The following is a 24,912-nucleotide window of genomic DNA, read 5'->3' on the forward strand; positions in this document are numbered from 1 at the left end:
ATGAGAATTTTTAAAAGAGTAGTTCTGCTCTTAATAGCTATTTTGCTAGTAGCTGTCTTCTATAATTACCCGAAGTTAAATATTATAGCTGGTTATTCTGCGAAAAATACGGCTTCTTCAGTTTTTTTAGCAAATAGAAATTTGAAGTTTACAGATAGTACAGATACTAATTTTTCACCAATTAACTTAGCTTTTAATCGAATTAATAAAAATAAGAAAGAGGCTTATGCTTCTGCTTTTGGATTGTTAAAGAGGAAAGCTATTTATAGGGAAGGTTTAGGGAGTGTTTTGGTAGTAGACGGGGTGGGATTTGAGAAAAAACCTTTGGTTCCTAAAAGAACGATTCCAGATGATAAAACTCCATTTCCTTACGGAAATTTAGATCCAGTGGATTCTCTTTTTGCTGAAATTAATTATAATAAATTGAATAAAGCTGTAAGTGATATGTTTAATGACACATACAAAACAAGAGCTTTTTTGGTTGTTTATAAGGATAAGATTATTGCAGAAAAATATGCAGATGGTTTTGATAAAAATTCATTGTTATTGGGTTGGTCTATGACCAAGAGTCTTACTAGTACAGTGATGGGGATTTTACAATGCAAAGGTAAGCTTAATGTATATGATAAAGCTCCTTTTATAGAATGGGCGAATGATGAAAGAAAAAACATAACTATTCATAATTTGTTGCAAATGAATAGTGGTTTAGCATGGGTGGAAGATTATAATTCAATTTCAGATGTAACAAAGATGTTGTTTTTATCCGAAGATGTAACAAAATTACAGCTTAACAAACCTATGGTAGGAGAGCCAAATAAAACATGGAATTACTCTTCGGGTACTACAAATGTATTGTCAGCAATTATAAGAAAACAATTTAATTCTCATCAGGGGTATTTAGATTTTTGGTACGAAGAATTAATTGATAAAATCGGAATGAATTCGATGGTTGTTGAAACAGATATGAATGGTAATTATGTAGGTTCTTCTTATTCTTGGGCAACAGCAAGAGATTGGGCTAAATTTGGTTTGTTGTATTTAAAAAATGGTCAATGGAAAGGTGAATCTCTTTTCGATAAAGATTGGGTAGATTATGCAACTACACCAACACCTACTTCTGATGGTTGGTATGGAGCTCAAATTTGGTTAAATGCAGGAGGAAGATATCCAGATGTGCCAAAGAATATGTATTCTTTTAATGGTTATCAAGGGCAGAATGTTTTTGTCTTGCCAGATCAAGAAATGGTAATTGTACGATTAGGTTTGACCAAAAATGCAGATGTAAATCATTTTTTAAGTGAGATTTTAAATTCTTTTGAATAAAAAAGACTTCAATTTTGAAGCCTTTTTTATTCGAGTGTTTTTATATTCTTACTGATGCAGTTTTAGTTGAAATATAAAATTCATTACAGTTTTCTAAAAGACTAACAAGGGCTCCAACTAAATCTTGAGTTTCTAGTAAAATACTAAAATATAATGTAGTGTTTTTAGGACTTGTTTCATCTGTTCGAATTCTATCTACTTGATTTTCTATCGAATTATATAAATCAGAAGTGAGTTTCTTTTGATCATCTAAGATGTAAGTAAGGTTGTCAAATGTTTTTTTATCAAACGTTTGACTAACTTTGTCTAATAAGTCACTAAGTTGATTGTCGATATTTTTAAGGTCCTTTAATTGGGATTTCTTAAGGTTTTTGTGATTGTTGTTAACATGATTAAATGTAATCTTAGAGATGTAACTAATTGATTGGGTTACATCTTGTAAATAGCTTAATATTAAGATGTAAAATTTACTAGCTTTAACCGAAGTGTCATCTAAAGACTTGATAAAATAGAAAACTCCATTTTTTAAATTTTCAATTTCTTCGTTTAATTTTAATACGTGTTTTTCAGTTTTTCTTAGTTTATTTAAATCATGAGTTGCAAGATCATTTACAACATTCGAATATAATTTGTTTACTCGCTGAGCTACATTTGCAATATGTTCAGAGCTTTCATCAATAATTTCATTGATGGATAATAATTCTGCACGTTCAACAAATTGTTGTTGTTTTTCTTCTTTACTTTTTCTAGAATATTGAATAGTTGTTCTTACTAACATTGCTATTACTACTAACAATAAAACGGGTATCATAGCTTGATGCCAAGAGATTAATAAAGCAACTATTGCTGCTGCTGTAAAAGCGATGATTGCAGTTAAAAACCATCCGCCAATTACATTTAAAACTCCAGCAACTCTATAAACAGCACTTTCACGTCCCCAAGCTCTGTCAGCTAAAGATGTACCCATAGCTACCATGAATGTTACATATGTGGTGGAAAGAGGTAACTTCATAGATGTAGCAATAGAAATTAAAATACTAGCCATAATTAAATTTACAGCAGCTCTTACTAAATCGAAAGCAGGTAATTCGTATGTTTTGTCTTTAGGTAATTTTATTACAGGTTTTTCAAACTTTGAGTTAATATAGTTTCTTGTTTTTTCAGGAACAATAGCGTTAAAACCTAAGTTTGTAAACATGGCTGCTCTAACTACAATTCTTGATAAATTATTTGGTCTAAATTTTTCATGACCATCACCTTGTCTAGATAAATTAATACCAGTTTCAATAACAGCTCTAGCTTTTTTTGATGTCCATAAGGTAATTACCATGATAGCTCCAGCTACTAATAATAGGGTAACATTAGAAGGAACTTTTTTTGCTAAAATTCCCATTGAGAATTCATTGGCAGCTTTACCAGAAAGTTGCCAAGCATCATAGGAGTTTAAAGCAGCAATTGGTACCCCTATAAAGTTTACTAAATCATTACCTGCAAAAGCCATGGCTAAAGAAAAAGTACCAATAGCGATAATAGCAGTAAGAATATTTATTTTAAAAAGTTTAATTAAAGCAAGTGAAATAACAGACCATAAAACAAAACTTCCTGCTATAATAGCTAATGAATTTCCTTCGATTAATCCTTTCATGTTTCCGTAAAACGGAGTTCCTTTTAATCCTTTTATAATGATAAAATAAGTGATAGCTGTAATTGCAAAACCACCGAATAAAGCGTTAATATATAAGGGTCTTTTTTCGAAATCAAAAGAATATATAATTCTAGAAAAATATTGTACAATTGCACCTACTGTAAAAGCGACAACAACAGATAGTATAATTCCTAAAATAATCCATGTAGCTTGTTCGTGATTGATATAGTTCCAGATTTGGGAAACAGATCCATCTGTTCCTGAGATTTTAATTAAAGCTATGGCAACCGCAGAACCTAATAATTCAAATACAATAGATACTGTAGTTGAAGTAGGCATTCCTAAAGAGTTAAAAATATCAAGTAACAGTATATCGGTAATCATAACCGCCATAAAAATGTACATAATTTCTTCAAACATGAACATATTTGGGTTAAAAATACCTTTTCTTGCTACCTCCATCATTCCACTAGAAGATACAGCTCCAAAGAATACACCAACACTGGCAATGATCATTATGGTTTTAATAGGAATGGCTTTAGAACCGATAGCTGAGTTTAAAAAGTTAACGGCATCGTTACTCACTCCTACAACTAAATCTAAAATAGCTAATGCTCCCAGTGCAACTAGCATTAAAATAAAAGGATCTCCCATCTTTTATATATAAGATAATTATAACTTGACAAAAGTAAACACCTCTGTTTTTTGGTATGTTATGTAATTGTTATGAAATGCTACAAATCTACATAATTACTTAAGTTTTCTGGGCCTTCAAGAATGCTTTTAACAATTTGCATTGTGCCATCTTCATGTGTGGTAAAATGCCATTTTATAAGGGTGATTTGATAATTTTCTATTTCTATGCCTGTTATGCATCTTGGATGAACGCAACTACCATCATTAAAGTAAGGTAGTTCATTAGGTTGAGGAAATCTTGGTCTATGAGTATGACCAGTTACTAGTACTTGATTATTGTTATTTTTAATCCATTTCTCTATGTGTCTTTCTACTTTTATAAGTTCTTTAAAATTTTGAGCAGGGCTTGTAGGGTCTTTTATTCCTACTATTTGTAGTGGTTTCCATAAATATTGAACTAAAAACCGACTTAATTTCCAAAAGGAATAATTAAACCAATCTGCTTGATGACCATGTAATAAAAAAATTGAATTTTGATTATTGTTTTCTAATCTTATTGATTCGTGAAACGGAGCATTAGGCATGAATTCTTTAAATTCATCTGTGGCTGATTCGTAATAACGACTTAAGTTTTTTTTAATGTTTTTTTGATTCTTGTAATCCATGTCATGATTACCCCAGATGAAATGAATTCTATTTATGTCGTAGAACTTCTTTAATAGTAAAAAGGTGTCTTTATTAGCTTTAAAAATTGTGTCAAATTTATTCTCCCAAAGTTCATCTCCATCTCCAAGTTCAATATAAGTAAAACCATTGTTGAAATATTGAGAAATTGCATAATTATAAACTTTTCTGTTATGAGAAAAGTCGTCTGCAAAACCATTATCTCCTCTGTGGCAATCTGAGAAAAGTATGTATTTTGAATTTTGATTAAGGGGGAGTTTTTTTGCGTTTTTAAAAGCTCTTGATAATCGACTATTAGCAGACATTTTTGTTTTTGATAAATTTCAAAAAAAAAACCGAGTTTTCAAAACTCGGTTTTTTTAGTATTATTTATACTATTAATTATTGAGCAACAACTTTTATGTTGTCAATTTCAAAAGTACCATCACTTCCAGAGTCTCCGCTACCAATATACTTGAAAGCGATATAAGCATTTCCAGTGAAAGAAGATAAATCTACATCACCAGAGCTTACCCAGTTTCTGAAGTTTTCACTATCTGTTACAACAGCTGCAGGTAAAGAGTTCCATGTAGCAGTAGCTATATTAGCTTCGGTACCGTCCCAATCTGTTGAAATTAATACTTCTAATTCACTTCCATCAGCAAAACTATTTGAAGATTCGAAAGAGAAAAATTCATTAGCAGTTGCGTCTAAATTGATAGATGGTGTAATTAACCAAGTGATTGTGCTCGCATCTCCAGATCTGAATGCACCAATACTTGTAGCTCTACTTCCAGAGTTACTGTCGTTATAACTTCTAAATAATCTAGTACCTTCTTGACTATAGTTTGTCCAACCTGTGATAGTTAAGTCTCCAGAACCAGAAGTTCCTTCAAAATCTTCTTCAAAAATAGGAGTAAATGTACTTAAATCTAAAGGTTGACATAATGATTCGTTAAATTGAATATCTTCTACATCATTAATAACAACAACAAAATTATTTCCTCCAAAATCTTTAGTTAAAATAGCGCTGATTGCTCCTCCTTCATCAGATTGCATTTTTACTTGAGAGAAATTAGCAAATGAGCTAGTTTCTAAAATGAATTCTGAAAAACCAGAACCATTACAAGCAGATAAAGTTCTTTGAGTGTCAAAATCTTCATTTGGATCAATAATAGTTAATCCATCTAACTCAGCAGGGAAGAAAGCATCTTCTATTCTTATAAATGTACCAATTAAATTGTCTCCTATTTCTGCTACTTTTATTGTTTTTGGAATAATAGTTTCTGTATTAGTAGATCTAAATACGTGGTTTCCTAATTGGTTTTCGCTAATTACTTCTATTTCATCACTATCGTCAGGATTTACTTTACCTCCAATTGAAATGATTCCGTCTCCAGAGTTTGTTTCTCCTAGGTATAATCCGTTTAGGTATACATAAACTTCTCTACCAACATTATATCTTGTGTAACTAGACCTTAAGTTTAAAACAACTCTAATACCTGCAGTTGGGTTTTCTGGAGAATCTTGAATGTATATTTCTTGGAAAAAGTTTCCTGTACGATCAGAAGAAACTACATAACCTTTCACAACGTCATTAGATGTAATAGCTACTGGTGCACTACCTGAGCTATATCTAGATTTAAGATCTGCAATTGATACTAAGTTCCAGTTGATGTCATTAGCAATATTACCTAATATAATACTTAACTCTTTATTTTCTTCACTACCAGAAGGAGTAGGTACGTCAAAGTTATCATCTACACAAGATGATAGTAATAATGTAATTAAGATTACACTTATTATTTTAATTGAATTAATTTTCATGATTGAAATGTATTTTTTTATTTTTTAGAATCTATAATAAACGTTAAAGAAGTAGTTTGCACCTCTACCATACCAATATCTTGGACCAAATAATCTCTTAGGGTTACTAAAATCTTCACTTAAAGAGGTGAAATCTCCTCTTCTAGATTGTTCGAATCCTCCAGTTCTAAATTGTTGGTCGAAGATGTTGCTAATTCCTAAAGTAAATCCAATAAATTTATTGTCTCTACTTATTTTCCAAGACTTTCCACCAATTACGTTGGCAACAAAGTAACCTCCAAATTCTTCTTGCTGTAGTAATCTTTTAGCTTCTACAGGGTTATAGTTGTTAATTGGCACACCATCGACATCAGTAAAGAATCTATCAGTTCTTAATATTGGACTAACGCCAATGTAAGTATCGTCAAAATAATTACCTGTCATACTTACCCACCAGTAATCTGGGTCACGATACTCGATACCTAAAGAGTATGCTTTTTGTGGGCCAGAGTTTAATCTGTAATTTTTCAGTTGTGCTTCTCCTAAATTATTAATATTTAATTCTTGAGTATTGATGTCTCTAACTGCTAATTGAACATTGCTAGGGTTATTACTATAAACATATTCTCCAATGTTAGCAGCTCCTTTTAAGTTTAAAGTAGAAGTTAATTTGTATTCAAAACCTAATTCAACTCCTAAATGACGCTTATCTACACCAGTAACAATTTCTTGAGAGAATCCTTCACTTTGTCCTCCTTGTAAGAAGAAGAAGTTAGATTCTACGCTATCTTCAATTGTAGTATAGTATCCTGTAATTCTAGAAGTAAATCTAGGAGATCTAACAATATAGCTAGCATCAAAAGATAATGCTTTTTCACTAGTTAAGAAATCTGTAATAATGTTACTTTCTCTGGCTTGAGTAAAAGCATCTCTAATAGTTGGAGCTTTTTCTAGATACCCCGCATTAAAGTCTAAAATATGTCTACCAGATAATTTATATGTAATTCCTCCTTTAGCTCCAAAAGTAGTAAAATCTACTTCTGGTGATTTTCCTAAAGAGTTTCTAGGGTCAGTAGTAGCTAATGATCCGCTTTGGTAAAAACCTTCTCTTTGATAAGAAGTTTTAGTGATGTCTCCAGCTACATAAAAATCAAACTTGTTGTATTTAAATTGAGCCTGTAAGAAACCATTCATTATTTCTGAATTGATGTTGTAGTTGTATTTAAAACGATCACCAACGTTTACAACACGATCAGGATTTAATAAGTCGTTTTGTCTTTGGTTTGTTCCTATGCTACTAAAACCATTAACGTCTACATATCCAACAGAATTTCCTAAAAGATCTAAAACGTTAGCAAAGTTTTCTGATTCAGATTTTGTGTATTGTACTCTACCGTTTAAAGTAATGTTGTCTGTAAGATCTGCTGAAAGAATAGAATTAACGTTTAAAGTATTATTGTCTACTCTATCTTCATAAAAAACGTATGCAGCATCAATTCCTTGTTGAGAATTGTTAATGTTAGCATCGTAAATAGCATTCCAGTTTAATTGTCCGTCATTTAAGAAACGTTGCTCAGCTTCATAAGCACCGGCTAAATCACCAATAGATAACCAGTAACTTGGTAAGTTTCTGAATTGGATTGGGTTAGGGTTTTGTCCTCCGTTAAAATCAATTCTACTTCTACCAATTTTTCCAAACTGATAAGAAACGTTTGTGTTTAAATTTACTTTGTCGTTAATTTTCCAGTAATGACTTAACATTGTGAATGGCTCTTCAACATCTTTAATTCTAGAGTTTCTGATTTTTCCATCTTGATAACCCCAGTTAGAGTTGTAACGAATACCTTTTAAATCTACTACTTCTTTAGTGTTAGGCGAACCTACACCTCTTTTATTAGAAGCGAAAATAGATGTTAAGTTTAAACTATGATTATCGTTAAATATTTTTTCAACAGAAGCAAATAAAGAAGTGGCATCATAAGAAGTTCCGTCTACGAAACCTTCATTACCAGCTCGTCTACTTCCAGAAACTGTAAATGCCCATCCATCTTTTAATAATCCAGATGAGTATGTTCCCATAACTCTATGTCTGTAACTTCTATTTGAAGAAGCATAAGAAATTCTTGCGCCTTTACGATATTGAGAAGCTCTTGTGCTGATATGAGTAGAACCTAAAACACCACCGAAAGTGTAATTGGAAGGCGTTAAGCCGTTTGTGAATTCTTGGTTTCTTAAAACATCATTTAATCCACCCCAGTTTGCCCATTCAGGACGACCTGTTTCTAATTTGTTCATTTCTATCCCATTGATTAATAGTTTAGCGTTGTCAGAATCTAAACCACGAATTCTAAAGAAAGAAGAACTAAATTCGAAAGCAGCAGCACGTAAGTATACATCTCTAGATGATTGAAGTAAACTAGAAATGTTGTCTGCAGCACTACTATCGTCGTTTAATTCATCATCAGCAATAATAATGGTACTAAGGTCTTGGTTTTCTGAAAACTCGTCTTTATACATAAAGATTTCACCTAAATTTACAACTTTTCCAGATAATGTAATAGGGTAGTTTTGAGTTTCGTAACCTCCTTTTTTTAAGGTAACAATGAATTTTCCGTCAGGTAAATTCTGTAAAGAGAAAACACCGTCAATGTTAGTAACCTGACTGTCATTTCTCCCTTCGATACTGACTGAAACGCCTTGTAATACCTTTTCTGAGTCGCTGTCTTTAACAACTCCTTTTACAGTATTTTGTGCTAATGCTCCGTAAGCTATTGTAAAGCAAAGCAATACTGTTAAGATAATTTGTTTCATAAAAGTTTATGTTTTTTAAAAAAAATGCCCGCAAACTTAGTTTTTTTCAAGGGTGTTAATGTTAACTTAACATTAACAAATGAGAATATTATGCACAATCTGGGAATTGGCTTGAAATTTGTTTTTACTTTTGTGCAGTTAAAAAATAATTTCATGAGAAAATTAATAGTACTATTAGTTTCTATAATGAGTCTCTTTTCTGTGAGTGCTCAAAAGGAATACAAAATTAGAACAGTAGCTTTTTATAACGTAGAAAATTTGTTTGATACAATTAATGATGTTGCTAAGGATGATGAGTTTAGTCCAATGATGGAGTTAAAAACAGGAAGATCTAAAGTATATTGGGACAAGATTGATAAACTTGGAAAAGTTATTAATGGATTAGGCGCAGAGAAAGCTAAAACCAGTCCAGCTATTTTAGGAGTAGCTGAGATTGAAAACAAACAAGTTTTAGAAGATTTGGTAAAAAGTAAGCATTTAAAAAAGAAGCGTTATGGAATTATACATTTCGATTCACCAGATAAAAGAGGTATTGATGTAGCTTTGTTGTATCAACAACGTTACTTTAAACCAGTTCATTTTGAAGCTGTGAATCCAAATATTTATTCAGAGAATAAAAAAATATATACTAGAGATATTCTTTGGGTTTCTGGATATTTAGATGATGAATTAGTACATGTTTTAGTAAATCACTGGCCATCAAGAAGAGGAGGCGAAGCTAAGAGTAGTCCATTAAGAGAGAAAGCTGCATATAAAGTGACTCAAATTATTGAGAGAATTAGAGAAAATGATAAAGATGCAAAGATTATCATTATGGGAGATTTTAATGATGATCCAATGAATAAATCTTTTAAAGAAGTAATTAGAACCAAATCGGATAAAGATGATGTTGCTAAAGATGATGTGTATAATCCTTATGAAAAAATGTTTGAAAAAGGATTAAATACAACGGCATACAGAGATAATCTAAGTTTATTTGATCAAATTTTATTTACAGCTCCTTTACTAAATAAAAAAGGTAGAAAAGATTTTTCTACTTATAAAATGTTTAAATCTGGTATTTTTAATAAACGTTTCTTAATGCAGAAACAAGGTAGATATAAAGGGTATCCTTTTAGAAGTTTTTCTAACGGACAGTACTCCGGAGGTTATAGTGATCACTACCCAGTTTACCTATATTTGATAAAAGAGAAATAAAAAGTGTGGTTTTTCCACACCAAAAGTGTGGGTGGCCCGTACTCATGTTTCTTTTAGCATAGTTACTTTTGTATTGAAAAAGTAAAAAATTAAAAAAATGCTAAAAGAAAAATTAAGTTACATCAAACTGTTTCTATGTTGTTTAGGAGCAGTTTTGTTTTTTGCAAATTGCAATGAAGAAGAAATTGAATTAGAACAAAAACAAAATTTAAATTATGAAATCGAAGATATTAACTTTAATAGTTTTATACGGAAACAAGAGTTAAAGGAATTTTATAATGAAGTTATTAATAAAGGAGAAGTTTTAAATAGAGGTGGTGAACGAATAGGTGTTAATTCTACTTTAATTAGAAGAATTAAAACAGATAAGATTGAATCATATACTTTCTCAGTAGATAGAAATCATTTACAAAGAAATGAATATGAAAATTTAGTAATCACTAAAAATTTACAAGAAAATAAAATAACTGCCGCTTTTTTAAAGTATAAAATGGCAACTGTATTACAAGTAGATCAAAATGGAAATCCATATCCATTTCAAGGAACATTAGAAATTGTACCTGTAGAAGAGAAAAGCGTAAAGGGTTTGTTGTCTAGAAGTACTACAGTTTGTTATAGAGTTGGTGTTTTAATGTGTAATGATAATAGAGGAGATTATACTTCAGATCATCAAGTAACTGAAGCATGTACAAGACCAGATAATATTTACACAGCTCAATCTATTGAATGTTCAACAACATTTGGTCCACCAAGTTTTACTGATGAAACCGATGGTGGAGGAGGAGTAATTGATAGCGGTACTTCAGGAGGTTCAGGAGGCTCTTCTGATAGTGGAGGTACTATAATAACATCCCTTTTACCTTCAGATTTAAAAACTGAGTTTTTTGAACTAGTTGATAGATTAACTCCAGAGCAGCATAAATTCTTGTATGAAATAGAGAATTCATCTATTAGAAAAGAAATAGGAGTTTTTTACGAAAGAGATAATTTTTCTAAAAGAGCAGAAGATTTTATAAAAGAAGCTATAGATGTTCTTATTGATAATGGAGATGTGAATTTTGATGATTGGTATATTAAAACTAAAGTATCTGATGATAGTTATTTTTATACAGGGCCAAAAGAATCTATTCCTAGTACAATAATTTTATCTAATGGAACTTCGGTTAGTGTTAATTTTGGTGTTACTAAATCTGATAATAAAAACGCAAATCAACAAGTTTCCCCAGTTTTAATTAATGCGATTAAATTTGCTTTAGAAAAAGCTAATAATAATTTAAGCTCATCTGATAAAATAACCAGTATTTATGTTTCAGCTACAACAAATGGAAAACATAGTGCAACTAGTAATCATCCTTTGGGATTGGCGATAGATATAAGTAGAATTAATGGTAAGAAAATGGCAATAACTGGTGTGACAAATCAAATAATAGAATTGCAAAAAGCTTTTGATGGTTTCGAATATATTAGAGAAAATTTTGGACCACACTTTAAACATAAATATGACTTAAATACTAGCAGATGGAATTTTAATTATTCAGTAGGTGGACATAAAGATCATATACATATATCAGTGAGAAAATAACAAATATAATAATGAAAAAACTATTTTTAATTGCAGTTTTAGGAACTGTTTTAGGGTGTAATGCACAACAAAAATTAGATTTATCTAGTTCAGACATTAAGATGAATTATATATTTTCAAGAATGTATAATGAAAAACCAATACATCAAAACTTGTTCAATCAAAGTTTGTATTTATCTATTTATAAATTTTCCGATTCTAAAATTTCCAAAGGAATAAATATTTCTGAATCAGAGGAATTTTTGAGTAGTTATATGATTTCAGTAACTCCAGATGGAGATAGTTATTCAACGAGTAAATTATATAAAATTGAAGGTGTTTTAAATCCAGAAATTATAAAAATTAAAGAAGAAAACTATCCCTTTTTTACTATAAAGATCGAACATGGATTAAAGAATAGTAGAAAAATAGAGACTTTTCATTTTAAGGGTAATTAATTATTAAGAGTAATCAATTACTTCTTTTAAGTGATTGATTGTTTTTATATATCCGTTTTCAGCTTGGGTTGATATTAATCAATCTAAGCTGTTTTTGCTTAAATCTTACAAATTTTCTCTACATAGTCATTAAACTTAAGTTGGAATAAAGTTCCTTTTAATAAGTCTTCAATTTGACCTAAATCAATTATTGAAACAGCTAGACTTACTTTGTTTGATGGAGTTCTTAGTAAAAGAGATCGGCAATTATCTCCCATTTTACATTCACTACATCTACTTTGAAATTTAGCATCAATTGTAAATTCTAAAAAAGATTCTATTTCAGTTAAGGTTAAATGAAATCCAATATCTCTAAAAACTATTTGTGTCAGTTCTGTTTTTGAGTTAATCCATTGAAATGAAATTCCAATATCATTAGTATAAATAGTTTTTACTTGCTCCATAGTGTTTGTTTTATAGAACAAATATACATTATTTTTATTTAATCTAAATAAACTACTTTAAATCCTTCAATTGTAGTTGTATGGATGTATTTCCATTCCATGTATTTTCATCAAGCTGGTAAACAATATCAAACTCTTGTTGTACATGTTCTATTTTATTTCCTAAACTAAAACCGATAGCTCCAATACAGTTTTTAGGATTTCCTTGGAAAACAGTTAGTTTTAGATGAGTTTTATCTTGTCCAACCTGTTTTCCATAACCATTGTCTCTTACTGAGTTAGACTGAAAAATAGGTCTTCTGTTTAATGGACCGAAGGGAGCCATTTGATTTATTATTCTGTAGAATTTAGGAGAAATATTACTGAGATGTAATTCTGCGTCAATTTCAATTTCAGGTTCTAATAGTTCTTTTTGAATTGTATTTTTTACAACTTCTTCAAATTTTGATTTAAAAGCGTTGTAATTTTCTGGTTTTATAGATAATCCAGCAGCATATTTATGTCCACCAAATTGTTCAATGTATTCAGAACAAGCATCCAAAGCATTGTAAACATCGAAACCTTTAACAGATCTTGCAGAAGCAGCTAAAAATTCACCGCTTTTTGTGAAAACTACTGTAGGGCGATAGTACGTTTCAGTCAATCTTGAAGCAACAATTCCGATAACGCCTTTGTGCCAACTTTCATCGTAAACAGTGGAAGTGAAATTATGCTTTTCATTATTTGTTTCTATTTGATGCAAAGCTTCTTTTGTGATTTCCTGATCTAACTCTTTTCGATGTGCATTAAACTCTTCAATTTCTTTTGCAATATTTTTTGCCAGATCAAGATCTTCAGAGATTAATAAATCTACAGCATAGCTGGCATGTTTAATTCTGCCAGCTGCATTAATTCTAGGAGCTATAATAAAAACAACGTCAGTTATGGAAAGTTCTTTTTTGTTTATGTGCTGAGTTAGTGCTTGAATACCAATACGAGGAGCAGTGTTTATTACTTTTAACCCGTAATAAGATAAAACTCTATTTTCGCCAGTCATAGGAACAATATCAGCTCCAATAGCAGTTACTACTAAATCTAAATAAGGCAATAAATCGTTTATAGTTTGTTCCTGTTGTTGTGCTATTGCCTGAATTAATTTAAATCCAACACCACATCCGCAAAGTTCTTTATAAGGATAATTACAGTCTATTCGTTTAGGATTTAATACAGCAATCGCGTCAGGTATTTTTTCTCCAGGTTTGTGATGATCACAAATAATAAAATCTATACCTTTTTCAGTAGCATAAGCAACTTTTTCAATGGCTTTAATTCCACAATCAAGAGCAATGATTAAAGAAAATTCATTATCGTGAGCAAAATCTATTCCGGCAAACGAAACCCCATATCCTTCTTTGTATCTATCAGGGATATATGTTGCCAAATACGGGTGAATATTCTTTAAGTATGAATACATTAATGAAACAGATGTAGTTCCATCAACATCATAATCGCCATAAATTAAAATTTTCTCTCCATTTTTTATAGCTTTTTCAACTCTAGAAACAGCTTCATACATATCTTTCATCAAAAAAGGATCGTGAAGATCTTCTAATGAAGGTCTAAAAAAATGTTTAGCTTCATCAAAAGTTTTGATTCCTCTTTGAACTAAGATTTCTGCTAATTTTAAATCTATATTTAATTCATTAGCTAAAGTATTTACAATGTTGAAATCAGGTTTGGGCTTTAAAGTCCATTTCATAGCGAAAAAGTGATGCTGTTAGTCGTTGAAAATAATTTCTGTAGTCACTTTTGCAAACTGACGAAACATTTCCATAACTCCACAATATTTCTCAATAGATAAGTTCACTACTTTAGTAAGTTTATCATGATCTAAATTGTTACCCTCGAAAAAATATTTTACATGAACTTTGTCATAATATTTAGGGTGTTCTTCGGTTAAATTAGCTTCAATAACTATTTTTAAATCATCGAAAGAAACACGCATTTTTTCAGCAATCATAACAACATCTAATCCAGAACATCCGGCTAAAGAAGATAGCATTAGGGCTTTAGGTGAGGCGCCAACAGCATTTCCTCCATTAGCAAAAGAGGTATCCATTAAAACTTGCGCTCCATTAGGGTTGTCACTTTTAAAAAGTAAATTTTTCTTCCATTCTGTAGTTACAATATTTGATGTCATATGAGTTTTTTTTTGTTTCTTGTATGAAATTACAAAATTACTTAATAAAAAAATAAATTATGCCATTAGTAACTCCCTTAGATCCGAATCATGATGAGGAGACAAAAAGGTTGTCAGATTTTTATAATGAGACATTAGGATTTTGTCCTAATTCAGTACTTACAATGCAAAGAAGACCAGAAATTTCTAAAGCTTTTATTAATTTAAATAAAGCAGTTATGGCAAATCACGGTCGTGTAACTTCTGCTTTAAAAAGAATGATTGCTTGGGTAAGTAGTAATGCTACAGGTTGTAGGTATTGCCAAGCACATGCAATTAGAGCAGCAGAGCGTTATGGAGCTGAACAAGAAAAATTAGATAATATTTGGGAATATAAGACACATTCTGCTTTTTCTGATGCTGAAAGAGCTGCGTTAGATTTTTCATTAGCGGCTTCTGTAGTGCCTAATAATGTAGATGAAGAAATAAAAACAGAATTATACAAATATTGGGATGAAGGAGAAATTGTTGAAATGTTAGGAGTGGTTTCTTTGTTTGGTTATTTGAATAGATGGAATGATTCTATGGGAACAAGTATTGAAGATGGTGCTGTAGAGAGTGGAGAGCAATACTTAGGAAAACATGGATGGAATAAAGGAAAACATATATAATTAAATTTTTAATTATATAAAATAAGAGGCTATTGATGAAATCAATAGCCTCTTAAACTTTATAGTGATTGGTGAAGAAGATTAGTTCTTCTTTAATAAATCTCTAATTTCAGTCAATAAGTCTTCTTGAGTAGGTCCAGCTGGAGCAGCAGGAGCTTCCTCTTCTTTTTTCTTCATAGCATTAACACCTTTTACAATCATAAACATTACAAATGCAACAATAATAAAATCAATAACATTAGTAATAAATTCACCATATAATACGGCGACTTCACCAGATACTTTTCCAGAAGCATCAGCTACGCCTTCTTTAATTATATACTTTAAGTCTTTAAAGTCAGCATTAAATATTAAGCCAATTAAAGGAGAGACAATACCTCCAGTGAATGAAGAAACAACTTTGTTGAAAGCAGCACCCATTACAAAACCAACTGCAATGTCTACTAAATTGCCTTTCATGGCAAAGTCTTTAAACTCTTTTAACATTCCCATTTTTGAATAGTTTTTTTGATTATTAATTAATTACTGGTTGTAATTTAAGATTTTTTTAACTTTTAACCAATCTTTTTATGCGTTGAGAAAGACTTGTTAAGATTTCATAAGGAATAGTTTCGCATTTATGAGCCATGTACTCAATGTGTTGTTGGTGGTTGAAAAGAATAACGTCATCACCTTCTTTACAATCAATTTTTGTAACGTCTACCATTAACATATCCATACAAACATTTCCAATTATAGGAGCAGGTTGATTATTTATGATTACAAAACCATTTTTATTTCCTAATTTTCTAGAAATCCCATCAGCATGACCTATAGGGATTGTAGCGCTTCTAGTTGGTTTGCTAGCAACAAAAGCTCTGTTGTATCCGACAGTTTCTCCTGGTTGAATCATGTGGATTTGAGAAATAATACTTTTTAAACTGTGTGTATTTTTTAGATTGGCAGTTTCATTAGGGTTGTTTCCAAAGCCGTATAAACCAATTCCAATGCGTACCATGTCAAATTGAGCTTTTGGATAATTAATAACTCCTGATGTGTTCAAAATGTGAATTAATGGCTCATATCCTAAATGTTGATAAATCTGTTTTACTATGTATGCAAAATTATTAATTTGGTTAATGGAGAATTCTTGCTCATTAGGATCTTCACTCGCTGCTAAATGAGAGAAAATAGATTGTACGACAACATGGTTAGATTTTTTTAATGAGGAAATAATGTTGGGTACGTCTGAATGCCAAAATCCTAATCTATTTAACCCTGTGTTAAATTTGATATGAACAGGGTAGTTCATTAGAGGAACACTATCTGCATAACTTAAGAAAGCTTCAAAAATCTTAAAATTATATAAATTAGGTTCTAAACGATATTTAACAATAGTTTCAATATTTGGTATTTGCGGATGTAATACTAGAATAGGTGTATCAATTCCTGCTTCTCTTAAAGCGATACCTTCTTGACTATATGCAACTGCAAAATAATCTACATGATCTTTTACAATTTTAGCTACCTCAACAGCTTCACTTCCATAACCAAAAGCTTTTACTACGGCCAAGATTTTAGTTGTAGGTTGTAATTTTTGTTTGAAATAACTTAGATTATGCAAAACAGCATTTGCATTAATTTCTAATACGGTAACATGGTTGTTCATTCTTCCTCTTCTTTAAGTTGAGCGTTTTGCTCTTGTATGGCTTTGTAGTAAGCAGCTCTACTAAGTGGTTCGTATTCTTGAGTTTCACCTAAAAGTACAATGTTTTCACTTTTGGCTTTTCTAAAACTATAATGTGCTAAGTTACCGGTTCTTGTACAAACAGCATGAACTTTAGTTACATATTCTGCTGTTGCCATTAAAGCAGGCATTGGTCCGAACGGATTTCCTTTAAAGTCCATGTCTAAACCAGCAACAATAACTCGAATTCCTCTATTAGCTAGGTCGTTACAAACGGCAACAATTTCATTGTCAAAAAACTGAGCTTCATCAATTCCTACGACGTCAACATTGTTAGCAAGTAATCTGATATTTGCAGAAGCTGGTACTGGTGTAGATCGAATTCTATTATCGTTATGAGAAACTACTTCTTCCTCATCATATCTTACATCAATAGCAGGTTTAAAAATTTCAACTCTTTGTTTGGCAAATTTTGCTCTTTTTAATCTACGAATTAATTCCTCAGTTTTCCCCGAAAACATTGAGCCGCAAATTACCTCTATCCACCCAAACTGTTCTGTATGATTTACTGTATTTTCAAGAAACATTTTGTAATTTTAATGCTCAAATAATTATTTTTGTCTTACATTTCGATAAGGGAACAAATTTATTAAAATTTAAGAGCAAAAAATAAAACCTACTCATAACTTATGCACAAAAAATTGGCTTCAGACCTAACTAGTTTAGCGCATAGCATTTTAAAGATGAAAAACAAAGAAGATGTTTTTGCATTAAAAGAAAAAGCATATGAAGTTTACGAAAAGTTAGCCGTATTGGCTTATGTAGAAGAGTATATTAACACAACACCTCAGGCAAAAGAAACTAAAGAAGAACTGATTGAGATAGTTACGCAAATTGAAACAGCAAGGAATACTAATGTTGTAAATCAAGAGGAAGAAGTTATCAATACAAATCATGAAGAAGAAATAGTTGAGGTAATTGAGGAAAGGCCAATTGTTAATTCAATTGATGAAAAAGCTGAAGTTGTTGAAGAAGTTGAAGAAGAAATAGAAATAGTTGAAGAAACTATAGAAGAAGAACTTTCTGAAGTTATTGAAGAGATTATTGAAGAACCAACTTTAATTCAAGTAAAAGAAGAAAAAGTTGAAGATAAAGTTCAAGAAATAGAAGAGCAACCTTTTGATGAACTTGAAAGTTTATTGTTTGGAAATGATGATCCTACAATTTTTGATGAAGCTAAATTCATTGAAGATTTAAAATCACCTGAAGAAGAGAAAAAAGAAGAAGTAACTACTGAATCCAAAATACCTACTTTAGAAGATGAATTAAAAGATACTTTGCCTGTTGATGTAATGGCAGATTTATTTCAAAAAGTAGAACCTAAAAAAACTGTAAATGATCATTTACAGTCAACAATACAAATTGGACTTAACGATCGTATTGCTTTTGTGAAACATTTATTTGATGGAAATCAAACTGATTTTAATAGAGTTATTTCACAATTAAATACTTTTAAAACAGAAAGAGAAGCTAAAAACTTTATCAGTAAAATGGTAAAACCAGATTACGATTGGAGTACAAAAGAAGAATATGAAGTACGTTTTTTAGAAATAATAGAACGTCGTTTCGTTTAATACAAAAGATAAATTAATGAAGATTGAAGTTTCTAACGGAGAAATAATAGACAAGTATACCATTTTAGCAATTAAGTTAACTGAGATTAAAAATCAAAATAAACTTAAAAACATTCAAAATGAATATGATGTGTTAACACCAGTTGTAGATCAAATTTATAATGAAGTTTCAGATCAAGATGAATTGAAAAAACTACACAATGATTTATTAGAGATTAATAAAAAATTGTGGAAAATAGAAGATGATATTAGAGAATGTGAACGTGCTAAAGATTTTGGTGAAACTTTTGTCAATCTAGCCCGTGCAGTATACTTTACAAATGATGATCGTTCCGTAGTTAAAAAAGATATTAATACGTTAACTGGTTCAGATTTAGTAGAAGAAAAATCGTACGAAGATTATAAGTAGAAAATAAAATGTTATGAAAAAGACTTTATCAAAACTTTTAACTTCTTTAGGAATTTCAGGAACTAAAGAAGTTAAAAGAATAGAACAAGATAATTCTCATTCTCAAAGAATAAATGATATTAAGTTTACAGATCAACAAGGAAATGAAATATCAAAAGAAGAATTATCACAAGCTACAGGAAGATATAATTATGCCATTTATAGCATAGATAAATCTTCTGATAAAGCTAAAGAATTACATCAAAAAGCAAGAGAATATGGGCAGAAAGGTGATTATACTGAAGCTGTCAGTCATCTTGAAGAAGCTATACAAGATTCACCTGAATGGGCTTATCCGTATTATGATTTAGCTTATACATATTTGTTAAATGATGATTTCGAAAATGCTTTAAAATATTACGAGTTAACAGATAAAGTGGCTCCAAATGGTTTTTTTACATCTAAAACAGCTGTAGATGTTTTAAGAAAAGAGAAAACAGGAGTTTTTACTGAAGGTTTGTATAAAAACTATATAGCTTTAGAGTGGATCGATAATCCACAAGAAAAGGCTCAAATGTTAAAGTTATTAGTTGATAATTTTCCTTCTTTAGCTCCAGCTTGGAAAGATTATTCAAATTTTTTAGAAGGAGAAGAAAGACTTCAGGCTATAGAAAAGGGATTAAACGAGAATCCAGATATTGAAACAGAAGGAGTTCTTACTATTAATAAAGCTTTAGTTCTAAATTTAAACGGACAGTTTGAAGAAGCCAAGGAATTATTAATGCAAGTCATATTTAACTCTAAATCTACTTTCGGGAACCAAGAGCTAGCAAAATTAGTGCTGAACAGTATTTCTGAAGAAAATAAGAAAAAATAAAATGTTTGTAAAAAAAGCGAGATCGGTTTTATATGTAGTTTTAATATCATTGTTGTGTTTCAATTGTCGTTCAACCTACAAAACGCAAGCTTTTTTACAAGAAAATATTCCTGTTAAACCAGATTATACTAAAGAAAGTTTTTGGGCAGTTCTACCAACTAAATATCAAGAGAATTTTAAAACTTATGCGTCTAATCGTTTAGATACATTACAGGCTGATGTTTTTTATGTATACCCTACTTTAATTACAAGTAAAAAAGATATTCGTTGGAATGTTCCAATTTCGGACAAAAAGCAAAATAACGCAGTTTTAAATAAAGCTGTGTTAATGCAAGCATCAGCTTTTGCAACTTCAGGTAAAGTTTATGCACCATTTTATCGTCAAGCTCATATTCGTTCATACAGATTATTTAATAAAGGAGGAAAAGAGGCTCAAGATTTGGCGTATTTAGATGTTAAAAGTGCCTTTGAGGTGTATTTGAAGAAATACAATAAAGGAAGACCGATTATTATGGTTGGTCACAGTCAAGGAACAACACACACAGTACGATTATTAAAAGATTTTTTTGATAAAAAAGAACTACAAAAGCAATTAATTGCAGCTTATATTCCAGGAATTAGAATAAAAGAAAATGAGTTTTCATCAATTAAATTAATGAAATCTCCAAACGAGATTGGAGGTTTTATTTCTTGGAATACATATAAGAAAAATCATTATCCAAAAAAAGATAAAGATTGGTATAAAGGTTATGTAACTACAAATCCAATTACTTGGGATAATTCTACAACAACCATACTAAAAGAACATAAAGGCTTTTTATATACAAACGGAAAAATTTACAAAGAAGCACTAGTGATTCAAATTACAGATGGATTAGTTTGGAGTACAAATCCAAAGTTTCCATTACGTTTCTTTATGTCATTTTTAAAAAATTATCATGCAGGAGATATAAATTTATTTTGGCAAAACATTAGAGAAAATGTAACGTTGAGAACAAACACTTGGTTGAATGTCAATCAAAAATAAAAATCTTGTGTAACAAAAAATTATAGATGTCGTCTTCATTACAAAAACCAAGTATTATGAAACGATTAATAACCGCTATTTTAATTTGTATCGCATTTGTAATTAATGCACAAAACACAGCTTATTCAGATTTTTATAAGGCGAATAAAGATGAAAGTCAATTCTCAATGAGCGTTCCTGTTTCTTTAGGGAGTTTTTTCTCAGATGATGAAGAATCTGAAGAGTTTGAAGAACTAATGAAAAAAGCAGAACATTGTAAAATTGTTGTTTTCAACAACGAGAACAATATAATTGAAAAAAGCTTTAAAAAATTCTCAAGAAGGAAAGGTTTGAAAACTTTAATGAGAGTTAGAGATGGAAAAGATAAAGCAGGAATATTCTTTATAGAAAAAGATGATTTAATTAGAGAGATTATAATTAGTGCTAACAGTGAAGAAGAAAAAATGGTAATGATTGGCTTAAAAATTACATTAACTAAAGATGAGTTAGCATCTGTTGTAACTAAAATTTCGAAAGATTAATAAGCAATAGCTTTCAATAAAATTTAAATATAAAGTAAACCAAGTTTTTTATGAAAAGAATTGTAACAGTAGTATTAGTATTTTTGGCAGTAGCAATTAATGCTCAAAAGACATCATTCAAAAGTTTTTATAAATCTCACAAAGAGAATGCAGAAGTATCGTTAAATGTCCCAGGATTCATTGCAAGAATGTTTGTCGATAATGATGATTTAGGTGAAGAAGAAATTTTAATAAAAAAAGCAAGGAACTTTAAAATATTAACTTTTACAGAAAGAGTAGATAGTGTATCTAGTGATTTTAAAAACTTTGTAAAAAATAGTAATTTAAAAACTTTAGTAAGAACAAAAGATGGAAAAGATAAAGCAGGAATTTATTTTTTAGAGCATAAAGATAAGATTAGAGAAATTATTATTATGTCTGAAAATGAAGGAGATGAGTTGGTTTTCTTAGGTTTAAAAACAAATTTATCTAAAGATGAGTTTAGCTCTTTAATTACCGAAATGGAAAAATCTTAAAATTTAGAAAAAGCTTCTCACTAGAGAAGCTTTTCTTTTAAACTTTCAACAGTTTTTTTACTGTTTCCAATAAAAATTTCATTATCAACAATAAATACAGGACGTTTTAAAAAAGTATATTCATCAAGTATATATTGTTTATAATCATCTTCAGTTAAATTCTGATTTTTTAAATCCATTTCTCTATACAATTTAGCTCTCTTGTTAAAAAGAGCTTCATAGCTTTTAGAGAAGCTATACATTTCTTCCAATTGCGAAAAAGTAACAGGATCCAATTTTATTTCTTGTTTTTCAAAACCTTCTAGGTTTACTTCTTTTAAAATTCTTCTACAAGTATCACAAGTTTGTAAAAAATAAACTTTCTTCATGGTATTAAGTGTATCTTTATAAACGCTAAAATAGGCAGAAAAATGAACACACAATTTGATATCTTAAGAAAATCTAGAGAACTTGTTTTAAAAAGAATAGAAGGTTTAACTCACGAGCAATTACATAAAATTCCTGAAGGATTTAATAATAATATAGCATGGAATGTTGCTCATTTAGTAGTAACTCAACAATTATTACATTATAAATTATCAGGTTTACAATGTTTAGTTCCAGATGATTTAATTGAAAAATATAGAAAAGGAACAGCTCCTACGGAAGAGTTATCAGTAGAAGAGTTTGAAGAGGTTAAAGAATTGTTAGTTGGTTTGCCAGATACTTTAGAAGAAGATTACAAAGAAGGAATTTTTAAAGAATATACAGAGTATCCAACAAGTACAGGGTATGTGTTAAGTTCAATCGATAATGCAATTGCTTTTAATAATTTACACGAAGGTATTCATTTAGGAGCAATAATGGCATTATCTAAATTAGTATAAATCTAATTTTATCTGATGAAGTTTAATACAAAAACCATACATGGTGGTCAGCAACATGAAGAAGCTACAGGTTCGGTAATGACACCAATATTTCAAACTTCTACATATGCACAATCTAGTCCAGGCATAAACAAAGGATATGTGTATTCACGTTCAGCAAATCCCACAAGAACCGCACTAGAAAATGCTTTTGCATCTTTAGAAAACGGAACGCATGGTTATGCTTTTGCTTCAGGTTTAGCAGCTATAGATTGCGTTTTAAGGTTATTAAAACCAGGCGACGAGGTGATAGCTGGAGACGATTTATACGGCGGAACTTACAGAATGTTTACAAGGTTATTTGAAAAATACGGACTCAAATTTCAATATGTAAATATGGATGATCCAAGTAATGTGGTTAACACTATTACTGAATCTACTAAGTTAATTTGGATTGAAACACCAACAAATCCATTAATGAAAATTGCTGATATTGAAGAAATTTCACAATCAGTAAAGCAAGTTCAAAAAGAGATTTTAATTGCTGTTGATAATACTTTTGCAACGCCTTATTTACAACAACCGTTAGATTTAGGAGCCGATATTGTTATGCATTCTGCGACTAAATATTTAGGCGGCCATTCCGATTTAGTTATGGGAGCTCTAATAGTAAAAGACGCACAGTTAGCTACTGAACTTAATTTTATTCAGTTTGCTGCTGGGGCAATTGCAGGTCCTATGGATTCTTTCTTAGCTTTAAGAGGAATTAAAACATTACATGTTCGTATGCAACGACATTGTGAAAATGGAAGAAAGGTAGCTGAATTTTTACGTGATCACAAAAAAGTAGGAGAAATATATTATCCAGGATTTCAAAGTCATGAAAATCATGAAGTAGCTAAAAAGCAAATGAAAGATTTTGGTGGTATGGTTTCTTTCCGGTTAAAAGATGAAAGTAAATCTGCTACTTTTAAATTTTTAGAACATGTAAAAGTATTTACTTTGGCTGAATCACTAGGTGGAGTAGAGAGTTTAGTTAATCATCCGGTAACCATGACACATGGTTCAATTCCTGAAGAAGAGCGATTAAAAATGGGGATTACAGATTCTTTAATTCGCTTAAGTGTAGGTATCGAAGATATAGAAGATTTGCTTTCAGATTTAGATCAAGCATTAAATAAATAAAAATAAGTTCCTCATTATGAGGAATTTTTTTTGTTAAAAAATATACCAATTGGTATATTTTTATATATTTGCCATATATGTTGAAATCTGAGAAGACAAGATTACATATTATTGAAACGGTTGCTCCTATATTTAATAAGAAAGGATATTCAGCTATGAGTTTATCACAAATAACTCAAGCAGCTGGTCTAACAAAAGGAGCTATATACGGGCATTTTGAAAGTAAAGAAGAATTAGCCATAGAAGCTTTTCGCCATTGTATCCGAACCGTTTTAAAAGATTTAAATGCACATGTTGCAAAGGGGGAAACAGCGTTAAATAGATTGATTAATGTTTCTAATTTTTATAAAAACTATTATAGTTATTGTAAAAAATTTGGAGGCTGTCCAATATTAAATATTGGTGTTGATTCAGAATATCAGCAAAATTCAATATCTAAATTAGTACGATCTTATAATGAGCGAATCTTAGAGAAATTCACGAATTTAATTGAGGTGGCAAAAGAGACTAATGAGGTTAAAAATAATGTTGATAGTGCTGTTTATGCAAAAAGATTTTCCTACATGATAGAAGGAGCAGTGTATATGTCTCACATAATGAAAGATGAGACTTATCTATTTGATTTAGCAGATGTAATGAAGAAAATAATAGATAATGAATTGAAAGTTTAAAAAAATTTAAAATAAAATATACCGATTGGTATAAGTTTAATTTAATCCCAAGTATGTTTATTGAAAAACATAAACAAAACTAGCTCTTTTGAGCTAAACTAAACTAAATTAGTTCTTTAGTGTATTTTAATTTGTTAACGTTGTCTTCAAGAACTAATGTCGAAGACAGGCTTAAACTATTTGAAAAGATTGTATAACCGTTTTTAAACAA

General features: G+C 30.3%; 25 protein-coding genes. 14 read left to right on the plus strand and 11 right to left on the minus strand.

Annotated features, from left to right (window positions below; translation table 11 throughout):
• Positions 1-1,323: a serine hydrolase domain-containing protein gene (locus AC2TEO_RS12430; RefSeq protein WP_442265135.1), complete on the plus strand. Its 1,323-nt coding sequence runs from the start codon at positions 1-3 to the stop codon at positions 1,321-1,323.
• 40 nt (positions 1,324-1,363) lie between these two features.
• Here AC2TEO_RS12430 and AC2TEO_RS12435 read toward each other — a convergent pair whose 3' ends face one another.
• From AC2TEO_RS12435 to AC2TEO_RS12450, 4 genes are all read right to left on the minus strand, one after another.
• Positions 1,364-3,622 carry an inorganic phosphate transporter gene (locus AC2TEO_RS12435; protein WP_442265136.1) on the minus strand — a complete coding sequence of 753 codons (2,259 nt, stop codon included), beginning with the start codon at positions 3,620-3,622 and terminating at the stop codon, positions 1,364-1,366.
• An 80-nt stretch (positions 3,623-3,702) separates the two neighbouring features.
• Entirely contained in the window at positions 3,703-4,593 is an 891-nt protein-coding gene (locus AC2TEO_RS12440; protein ID WP_442265137.1) for a metallophosphoesterase, read from the minus strand.
• 76 nt (positions 4,594-4,669) lie between these two features.
• Positions 4,670-6,094: a DUF5689 domain-containing protein gene (locus tag AC2TEO_RS12445; protein WP_442265138.1), complete on the minus strand. Its 1,425-nt coding sequence runs from the start codon at positions 6,092-6,094 to the stop codon at positions 4,670-4,672.
• A gap of 24 nt (positions 6,095-6,118) precedes the next feature.
• Complete coding sequence (locus tag AC2TEO_RS12450) at positions 6,119-8,884, minus strand: carboxypeptidase-like regulatory domain-containing protein (RefSeq protein ID WP_442265139.1); 2,766 nt, start codon at positions 8,882-8,884, stop codon at positions 6,119-6,121.
• 153 nt (positions 8,885-9,037) lie between these two features.
• Here AC2TEO_RS12450 and AC2TEO_RS12455 point away from each other — a divergent pair, with 153 nt between their 5' ends.
• The 3 genes from AC2TEO_RS12455 to AC2TEO_RS12465 all read left to right on the plus strand — a co-directional run bounded on the left by AC2TEO_RS12455 (position 9,038) and on the right by AC2TEO_RS12465 (position 12,100).
• Positions 9,038-10,081 (plus strand): endonuclease/exonuclease/phosphatase family protein, encoded by a 1,044-nt coding sequence (locus AC2TEO_RS12455; protein WP_442265140.1) that lies wholly within the window; start codon positions 9,038-9,040, stop codon positions 10,079-10,081.
• Positions 10,082-10,178: 97 nt separating this feature from the next.
• Positions 10,179-11,663, plus strand: coding sequence for a hypothetical protein (locus tag AC2TEO_RS12460; protein ID WP_442265141.1), 1,485 nt, complete (start codon positions 10,179-10,181; stop codon positions 11,661-11,663).
• 11 nt (positions 11,664-11,674) lie between these two features.
• Positions 11,675-12,100, plus strand: a complete 426-nt coding sequence (locus AC2TEO_RS12465; RefSeq protein ID WP_442265142.1) for a hypothetical protein — start codon at positions 11,675-11,677, stop codon at positions 12,098-12,100.
• Positions 12,101-12,198: 98 nt separating this feature from the next.
• Here the strand turns inward: AC2TEO_RS12465 and AC2TEO_RS12470 are convergent, their stop codons facing one another.
• From AC2TEO_RS12470 to AC2TEO_RS12480, 3 genes are read right to left on the minus strand one after another with little or no spacing between them, the layout of a single operon-like run.
• A complete protein-coding gene (locus AC2TEO_RS12470) occupies positions 12,199-12,543 on the minus strand; it encodes a hypothetical protein (RefSeq protein WP_442265143.1) in 345 nt (114 codons plus the stop codon).
• A 52-nt stretch (positions 12,544-12,595) separates the two neighbouring features.
• Positions 12,596-14,281, minus strand: coding sequence for a single-stranded-DNA-specific exonuclease RecJ (recJ, locus tag AC2TEO_RS12475; RefSeq protein ID WP_442265144.1), 1,686 nt, complete (start codon positions 14,279-14,281; stop codon positions 12,596-12,598).
• An 18-nt stretch (positions 14,282-14,299) separates the two neighbouring features.
• A complete protein-coding gene (locus tag AC2TEO_RS12480) occupies positions 14,300-14,722 on the minus strand; it encodes an OsmC family protein (RefSeq protein ID WP_442265145.1) in 423 nt (140 codons plus the stop codon).
• Positions 14,723-14,781: 59 nt separating this feature from the next.
• Between AC2TEO_RS12480 and AC2TEO_RS12485 the strand changes: the two genes are divergently transcribed.
• On the plus strand, positions 14,782-15,372 hold the full coding sequence (locus tag AC2TEO_RS12485; RefSeq protein ID WP_442265146.1) for a carboxymuconolactone decarboxylase family protein: 591 nt from the start codon (positions 14,782-14,784) through the stop codon (positions 15,370-15,372).
• An 81-nt stretch (positions 15,373-15,453) separates the two neighbouring features.
• On the opposite strand, the gene mscL is transcribed toward AC2TEO_RS12485, so the two are convergent.
• From mscL to AC2TEO_RS12500, 3 genes are read right to left on the minus strand one after another with little or no spacing between them, the layout of a single operon-like run.
• Positions 15,454-15,864 carry a large-conductance mechanosensitive channel protein MscL gene (gene mscL, locus AC2TEO_RS12490; RefSeq protein WP_442265147.1) on the minus strand — a complete coding sequence of 137 codons (411 nt, stop codon included), beginning with the start codon at positions 15,862-15,864 and terminating at the stop codon, positions 15,454-15,456.
• A 55-nt stretch (positions 15,865-15,919) separates the two neighbouring features.
• Complete coding sequence (gene alr, locus AC2TEO_RS12495) at positions 15,920-17,020, minus strand: alanine racemase (protein WP_442265148.1); 1,101 nt, start codon at positions 17,018-17,020, stop codon at positions 15,920-15,922.
• The gene (locus AC2TEO_RS12500) at positions 17,017-17,625 is read right to left on the minus strand and encodes a thymidine kinase (protein WP_442265149.1); all 609 of its coding nucleotides are present in this window, start codon (positions 17,623-17,625) and stop codon (positions 17,017-17,019) included. The genes alr and AC2TEO_RS12500 overlap by 4 nt, the downstream gene beginning before the upstream one ends.
• A 102-nt stretch (positions 17,626-17,727) precedes the next feature.
• Here AC2TEO_RS12500 and AC2TEO_RS12505 point away from each other — a divergent pair, with 102 nt between their 5' ends.
• From AC2TEO_RS12505 to AC2TEO_RS12530, 6 genes are read left to right on the plus strand one after another with little or no spacing between them, the layout of a single operon-like run.
• Entirely contained in the window at positions 17,728-18,672 is a 945-nt protein-coding gene (locus AC2TEO_RS12505; RefSeq protein ID WP_484730858.1) for a DUF8457 domain-containing protein, read from the plus strand.
• A gap of 16 nt (positions 18,673-18,688) precedes the next feature.
• Positions 18,689-19,081: a DUF6165 family protein gene (locus AC2TEO_RS12510; protein ID WP_442265151.1), complete on the plus strand. Its 393-nt coding sequence runs from the start codon at positions 18,689-18,691 to the stop codon at positions 19,079-19,081.
• 13 nt (positions 19,082-19,094) lie between these two features.
• Positions 19,095-19,937, plus strand: a complete 843-nt coding sequence (locus tag AC2TEO_RS12515) for a tetratricopeptide repeat protein (protein ID WP_442265152.1) — start codon at positions 19,095-19,097, stop codon at positions 19,935-19,937.
• 1 nt (position 19,938) lies between these two features.
• Positions 19,939-20,964, plus strand: a complete 1,026-nt coding sequence (locus AC2TEO_RS12520; RefSeq protein WP_442265153.1) for a DUF3089 domain-containing protein — start codon at positions 19,939-19,941, stop codon at positions 20,962-20,964.
• Between the two features lie 56 nt (positions 20,965-21,020).
• Positions 21,021-21,485, plus strand: coding sequence for a DUF4252 domain-containing protein (locus AC2TEO_RS12525; protein ID WP_442265154.1), 465 nt, complete (start codon positions 21,021-21,023; stop codon positions 21,483-21,485).
• A 50-nt stretch (positions 21,486-21,535) separates the two neighbouring features.
• Positions 21,536-22,000 (plus strand): DUF4252 domain-containing protein, encoded by a 465-nt coding sequence (locus AC2TEO_RS12530; protein WP_442265155.1) that lies wholly within the window; start codon positions 21,536-21,538, stop codon positions 21,998-22,000.
• A 20-nt stretch (positions 22,001-22,020) separates the two neighbouring features.
• Here the strand turns inward: AC2TEO_RS12530 and AC2TEO_RS12535 are convergent, their stop codons facing one another.
• Positions 22,021-22,368 carry an arsenate reductase family protein gene (locus tag AC2TEO_RS12535; protein WP_442265156.1) on the minus strand — a complete coding sequence of 116 codons (348 nt, stop codon included), beginning with the start codon at positions 22,366-22,368 and terminating at the stop codon, positions 22,021-22,023.
• Positions 22,369-22,410: 42 nt separating this feature from the next.
• Between AC2TEO_RS12535 and AC2TEO_RS12540 the strand changes: the two genes are divergently transcribed.
• From AC2TEO_RS12540 to AC2TEO_RS12550, 3 genes are all read left to right on the plus strand, one after another.
• Positions 22,411-22,866: a DinB family protein gene (locus AC2TEO_RS12540; protein WP_442265157.1), complete on the plus strand. Its 456-nt coding sequence runs from the start codon at positions 22,411-22,413 to the stop codon at positions 22,864-22,866.
• Positions 22,867-22,881: 15 nt separating this feature from the next.
• Entirely contained in the window at positions 22,882-24,030 is a 1,149-nt protein-coding gene (locus tag AC2TEO_RS12545; protein WP_442265158.1) for a cystathionine gamma-synthase, read from the plus strand.
• Between the two features lie 77 nt (positions 24,031-24,107).
• Positions 24,108-24,701 carry a TetR/AcrR family transcriptional regulator gene (locus tag AC2TEO_RS12550; protein WP_442265159.1) on the plus strand — a complete coding sequence of 198 codons (594 nt, stop codon included), beginning with the start codon at positions 24,108-24,110 and terminating at the stop codon, positions 24,699-24,701.
• Positions 24,702-24,912 lie beyond the last annotated feature (211 nt).

The sequence above is a fragment of the Tenacibaculum aquaeponti genome (assembly GCF_057221555.1).

Bases quoted from the DNA above. Each gene is read 5' to 3' on its own strand.
- AC2TEO_RS12465 (WP_442265142.1), top strand. From the start codon at position 11,675: ATGAAAAAACTATTTTTAATTGCAGTTTTAGGAACTGTTTTAGGGTGT.
- AC2TEO_RS12545 (WP_442265158.1), top strand. From the start codon at position 22,882: ATGAAGTTTAATACAAAAACCATACATGGTGGTCAGCAACATGAAGAA.
- AC2TEO_RS12440 (WP_442265137.1), bottom strand. From the start codon at position 4,593: ATGTCTGCTAATAGTCGATTATCAAGAGCTTTTAAAAACGCAAAAAAA.
- AC2TEO_RS12470 (WP_442265143.1), bottom strand. From the start codon at position 12,543: ATGGAGCAAGTAAAAACTATTTATACTAATGATATTGGAATTTCATTT.
- AC2TEO_RS12530 (WP_442265155.1), top strand. From the start codon at position 21,536: ATGAAAAGAATTGTAACAGTAGTATTAGTATTTTTGGCAGTAGCAATT.
- AC2TEO_RS12460 (WP_442265141.1), top strand. From the start codon at position 10,179: ATGCTAAAAGAAAAATTAAGTTACATCAAACTGTTTCTATGTTGTTTA.
- AC2TEO_RS12500 (WP_442265149.1), bottom strand. From the start codon at position 17,625: ATGTTTCTTGAAAATACAGTAAATCATACAGAACAGTTTGGGTGGATA.
- AC2TEO_RS12505 (WP_484730858.1), top strand. From the start codon at position 17,728: ATGCACAAAAAATTGGCTTCAGACCTAACTAGTTTAGCGCATAGCATT.
- recJ (WP_442265144.1), bottom strand. From the start codon at position 14,281: ATGAAATGGACTTTAAAGCCCAAACCTGATTTCAACATTGTAAATACT.
- AC2TEO_RS12480 (WP_442265145.1), bottom strand. From the start codon at position 14,722: ATGACATCAAATATTGTAACTACAGAATGGAAGAAAAATTTACTTTTT.
- AC2TEO_RS12435 (WP_442265136.1), bottom strand. From the start codon at position 3,622: ATGGGAGATCCTTTTATTTTAATGCTAGTTGCACTGGGAGCATTAGCT.
- AC2TEO_RS12515 (WP_442265152.1), top strand. From the start codon at position 19,095: ATGAAAAAGACTTTATCAAAACTTTTAACTTCTTTAGGAATTTCAGGA.
- AC2TEO_RS12540 (WP_442265157.1), top strand. From the start codon at position 22,411: ATGAACACACAATTTGATATCTTAAGAAAATCTAGAGAACTTGTTTTA.
- AC2TEO_RS12450 (WP_442265139.1), bottom strand. From the start codon at position 8,884: ATGAAACAAATTATCTTAACAGTATTGCTTTGCTTTACAATAGCTTAC.
- alr (WP_442265148.1), bottom strand. From the start codon at position 17,020: ATGAACAACCATGTTACCGTATTAGAAATTAATGCAAATGCTGTTTTG.
- AC2TEO_RS12455 (WP_442265140.1), top strand. From the start codon at position 9,038: ATGAGAAAATTAATAGTACTATTAGTTTCTATAATGAGTCTCTTTTCT.
- AC2TEO_RS12535 (WP_442265156.1), bottom strand. From the start codon at position 22,368: ATGAAGAAAGTTTATTTTTTACAAACTTGTGATACTTGTAGAAGAATT.
- AC2TEO_RS12430 (WP_442265135.1), top strand. From the start codon at position 1: ATGAGAATTTTTAAAAGAGTAGTTCTGCTCTTAATAGCTATTTTGCTA.
- mscL (WP_442265147.1), bottom strand. From the start codon at position 15,864: ATGGGAATGTTAAAAGAGTTTAAAGACTTTGCCATGAAAGGCAATTTA.
- AC2TEO_RS12510 (WP_442265151.1), top strand. From the start codon at position 18,689: ATGAAGATTGAAGTTTCTAACGGAGAAATAATAGACAAGTATACCATT.
- AC2TEO_RS12525 (WP_442265154.1), top strand. From the start codon at position 21,021: ATGAAACGATTAATAACCGCTATTTTAATTTGTATCGCATTTGTAATT.
- AC2TEO_RS12520 (WP_442265153.1), top strand. From the start codon at position 19,939: ATGTTTGTAAAAAAAGCGAGATCGGTTTTATATGTAGTTTTAATATCA.
- AC2TEO_RS12485 (WP_442265146.1), top strand. From the start codon at position 14,782: ATGCCATTAGTAACTCCCTTAGATCCGAATCATGATGAGGAGACAAAA.
- AC2TEO_RS12445 (WP_442265138.1), bottom strand. From the start codon at position 6,094: ATGAAAATTAATTCAATTAAAATAATAAGTGTAATCTTAATTACATTA.
- AC2TEO_RS12550 (WP_442265159.1), top strand. From the start codon at position 24,108: ATGTTGAAATCTGAGAAGACAAGATTACATATTATTGAAACGGTTGCT.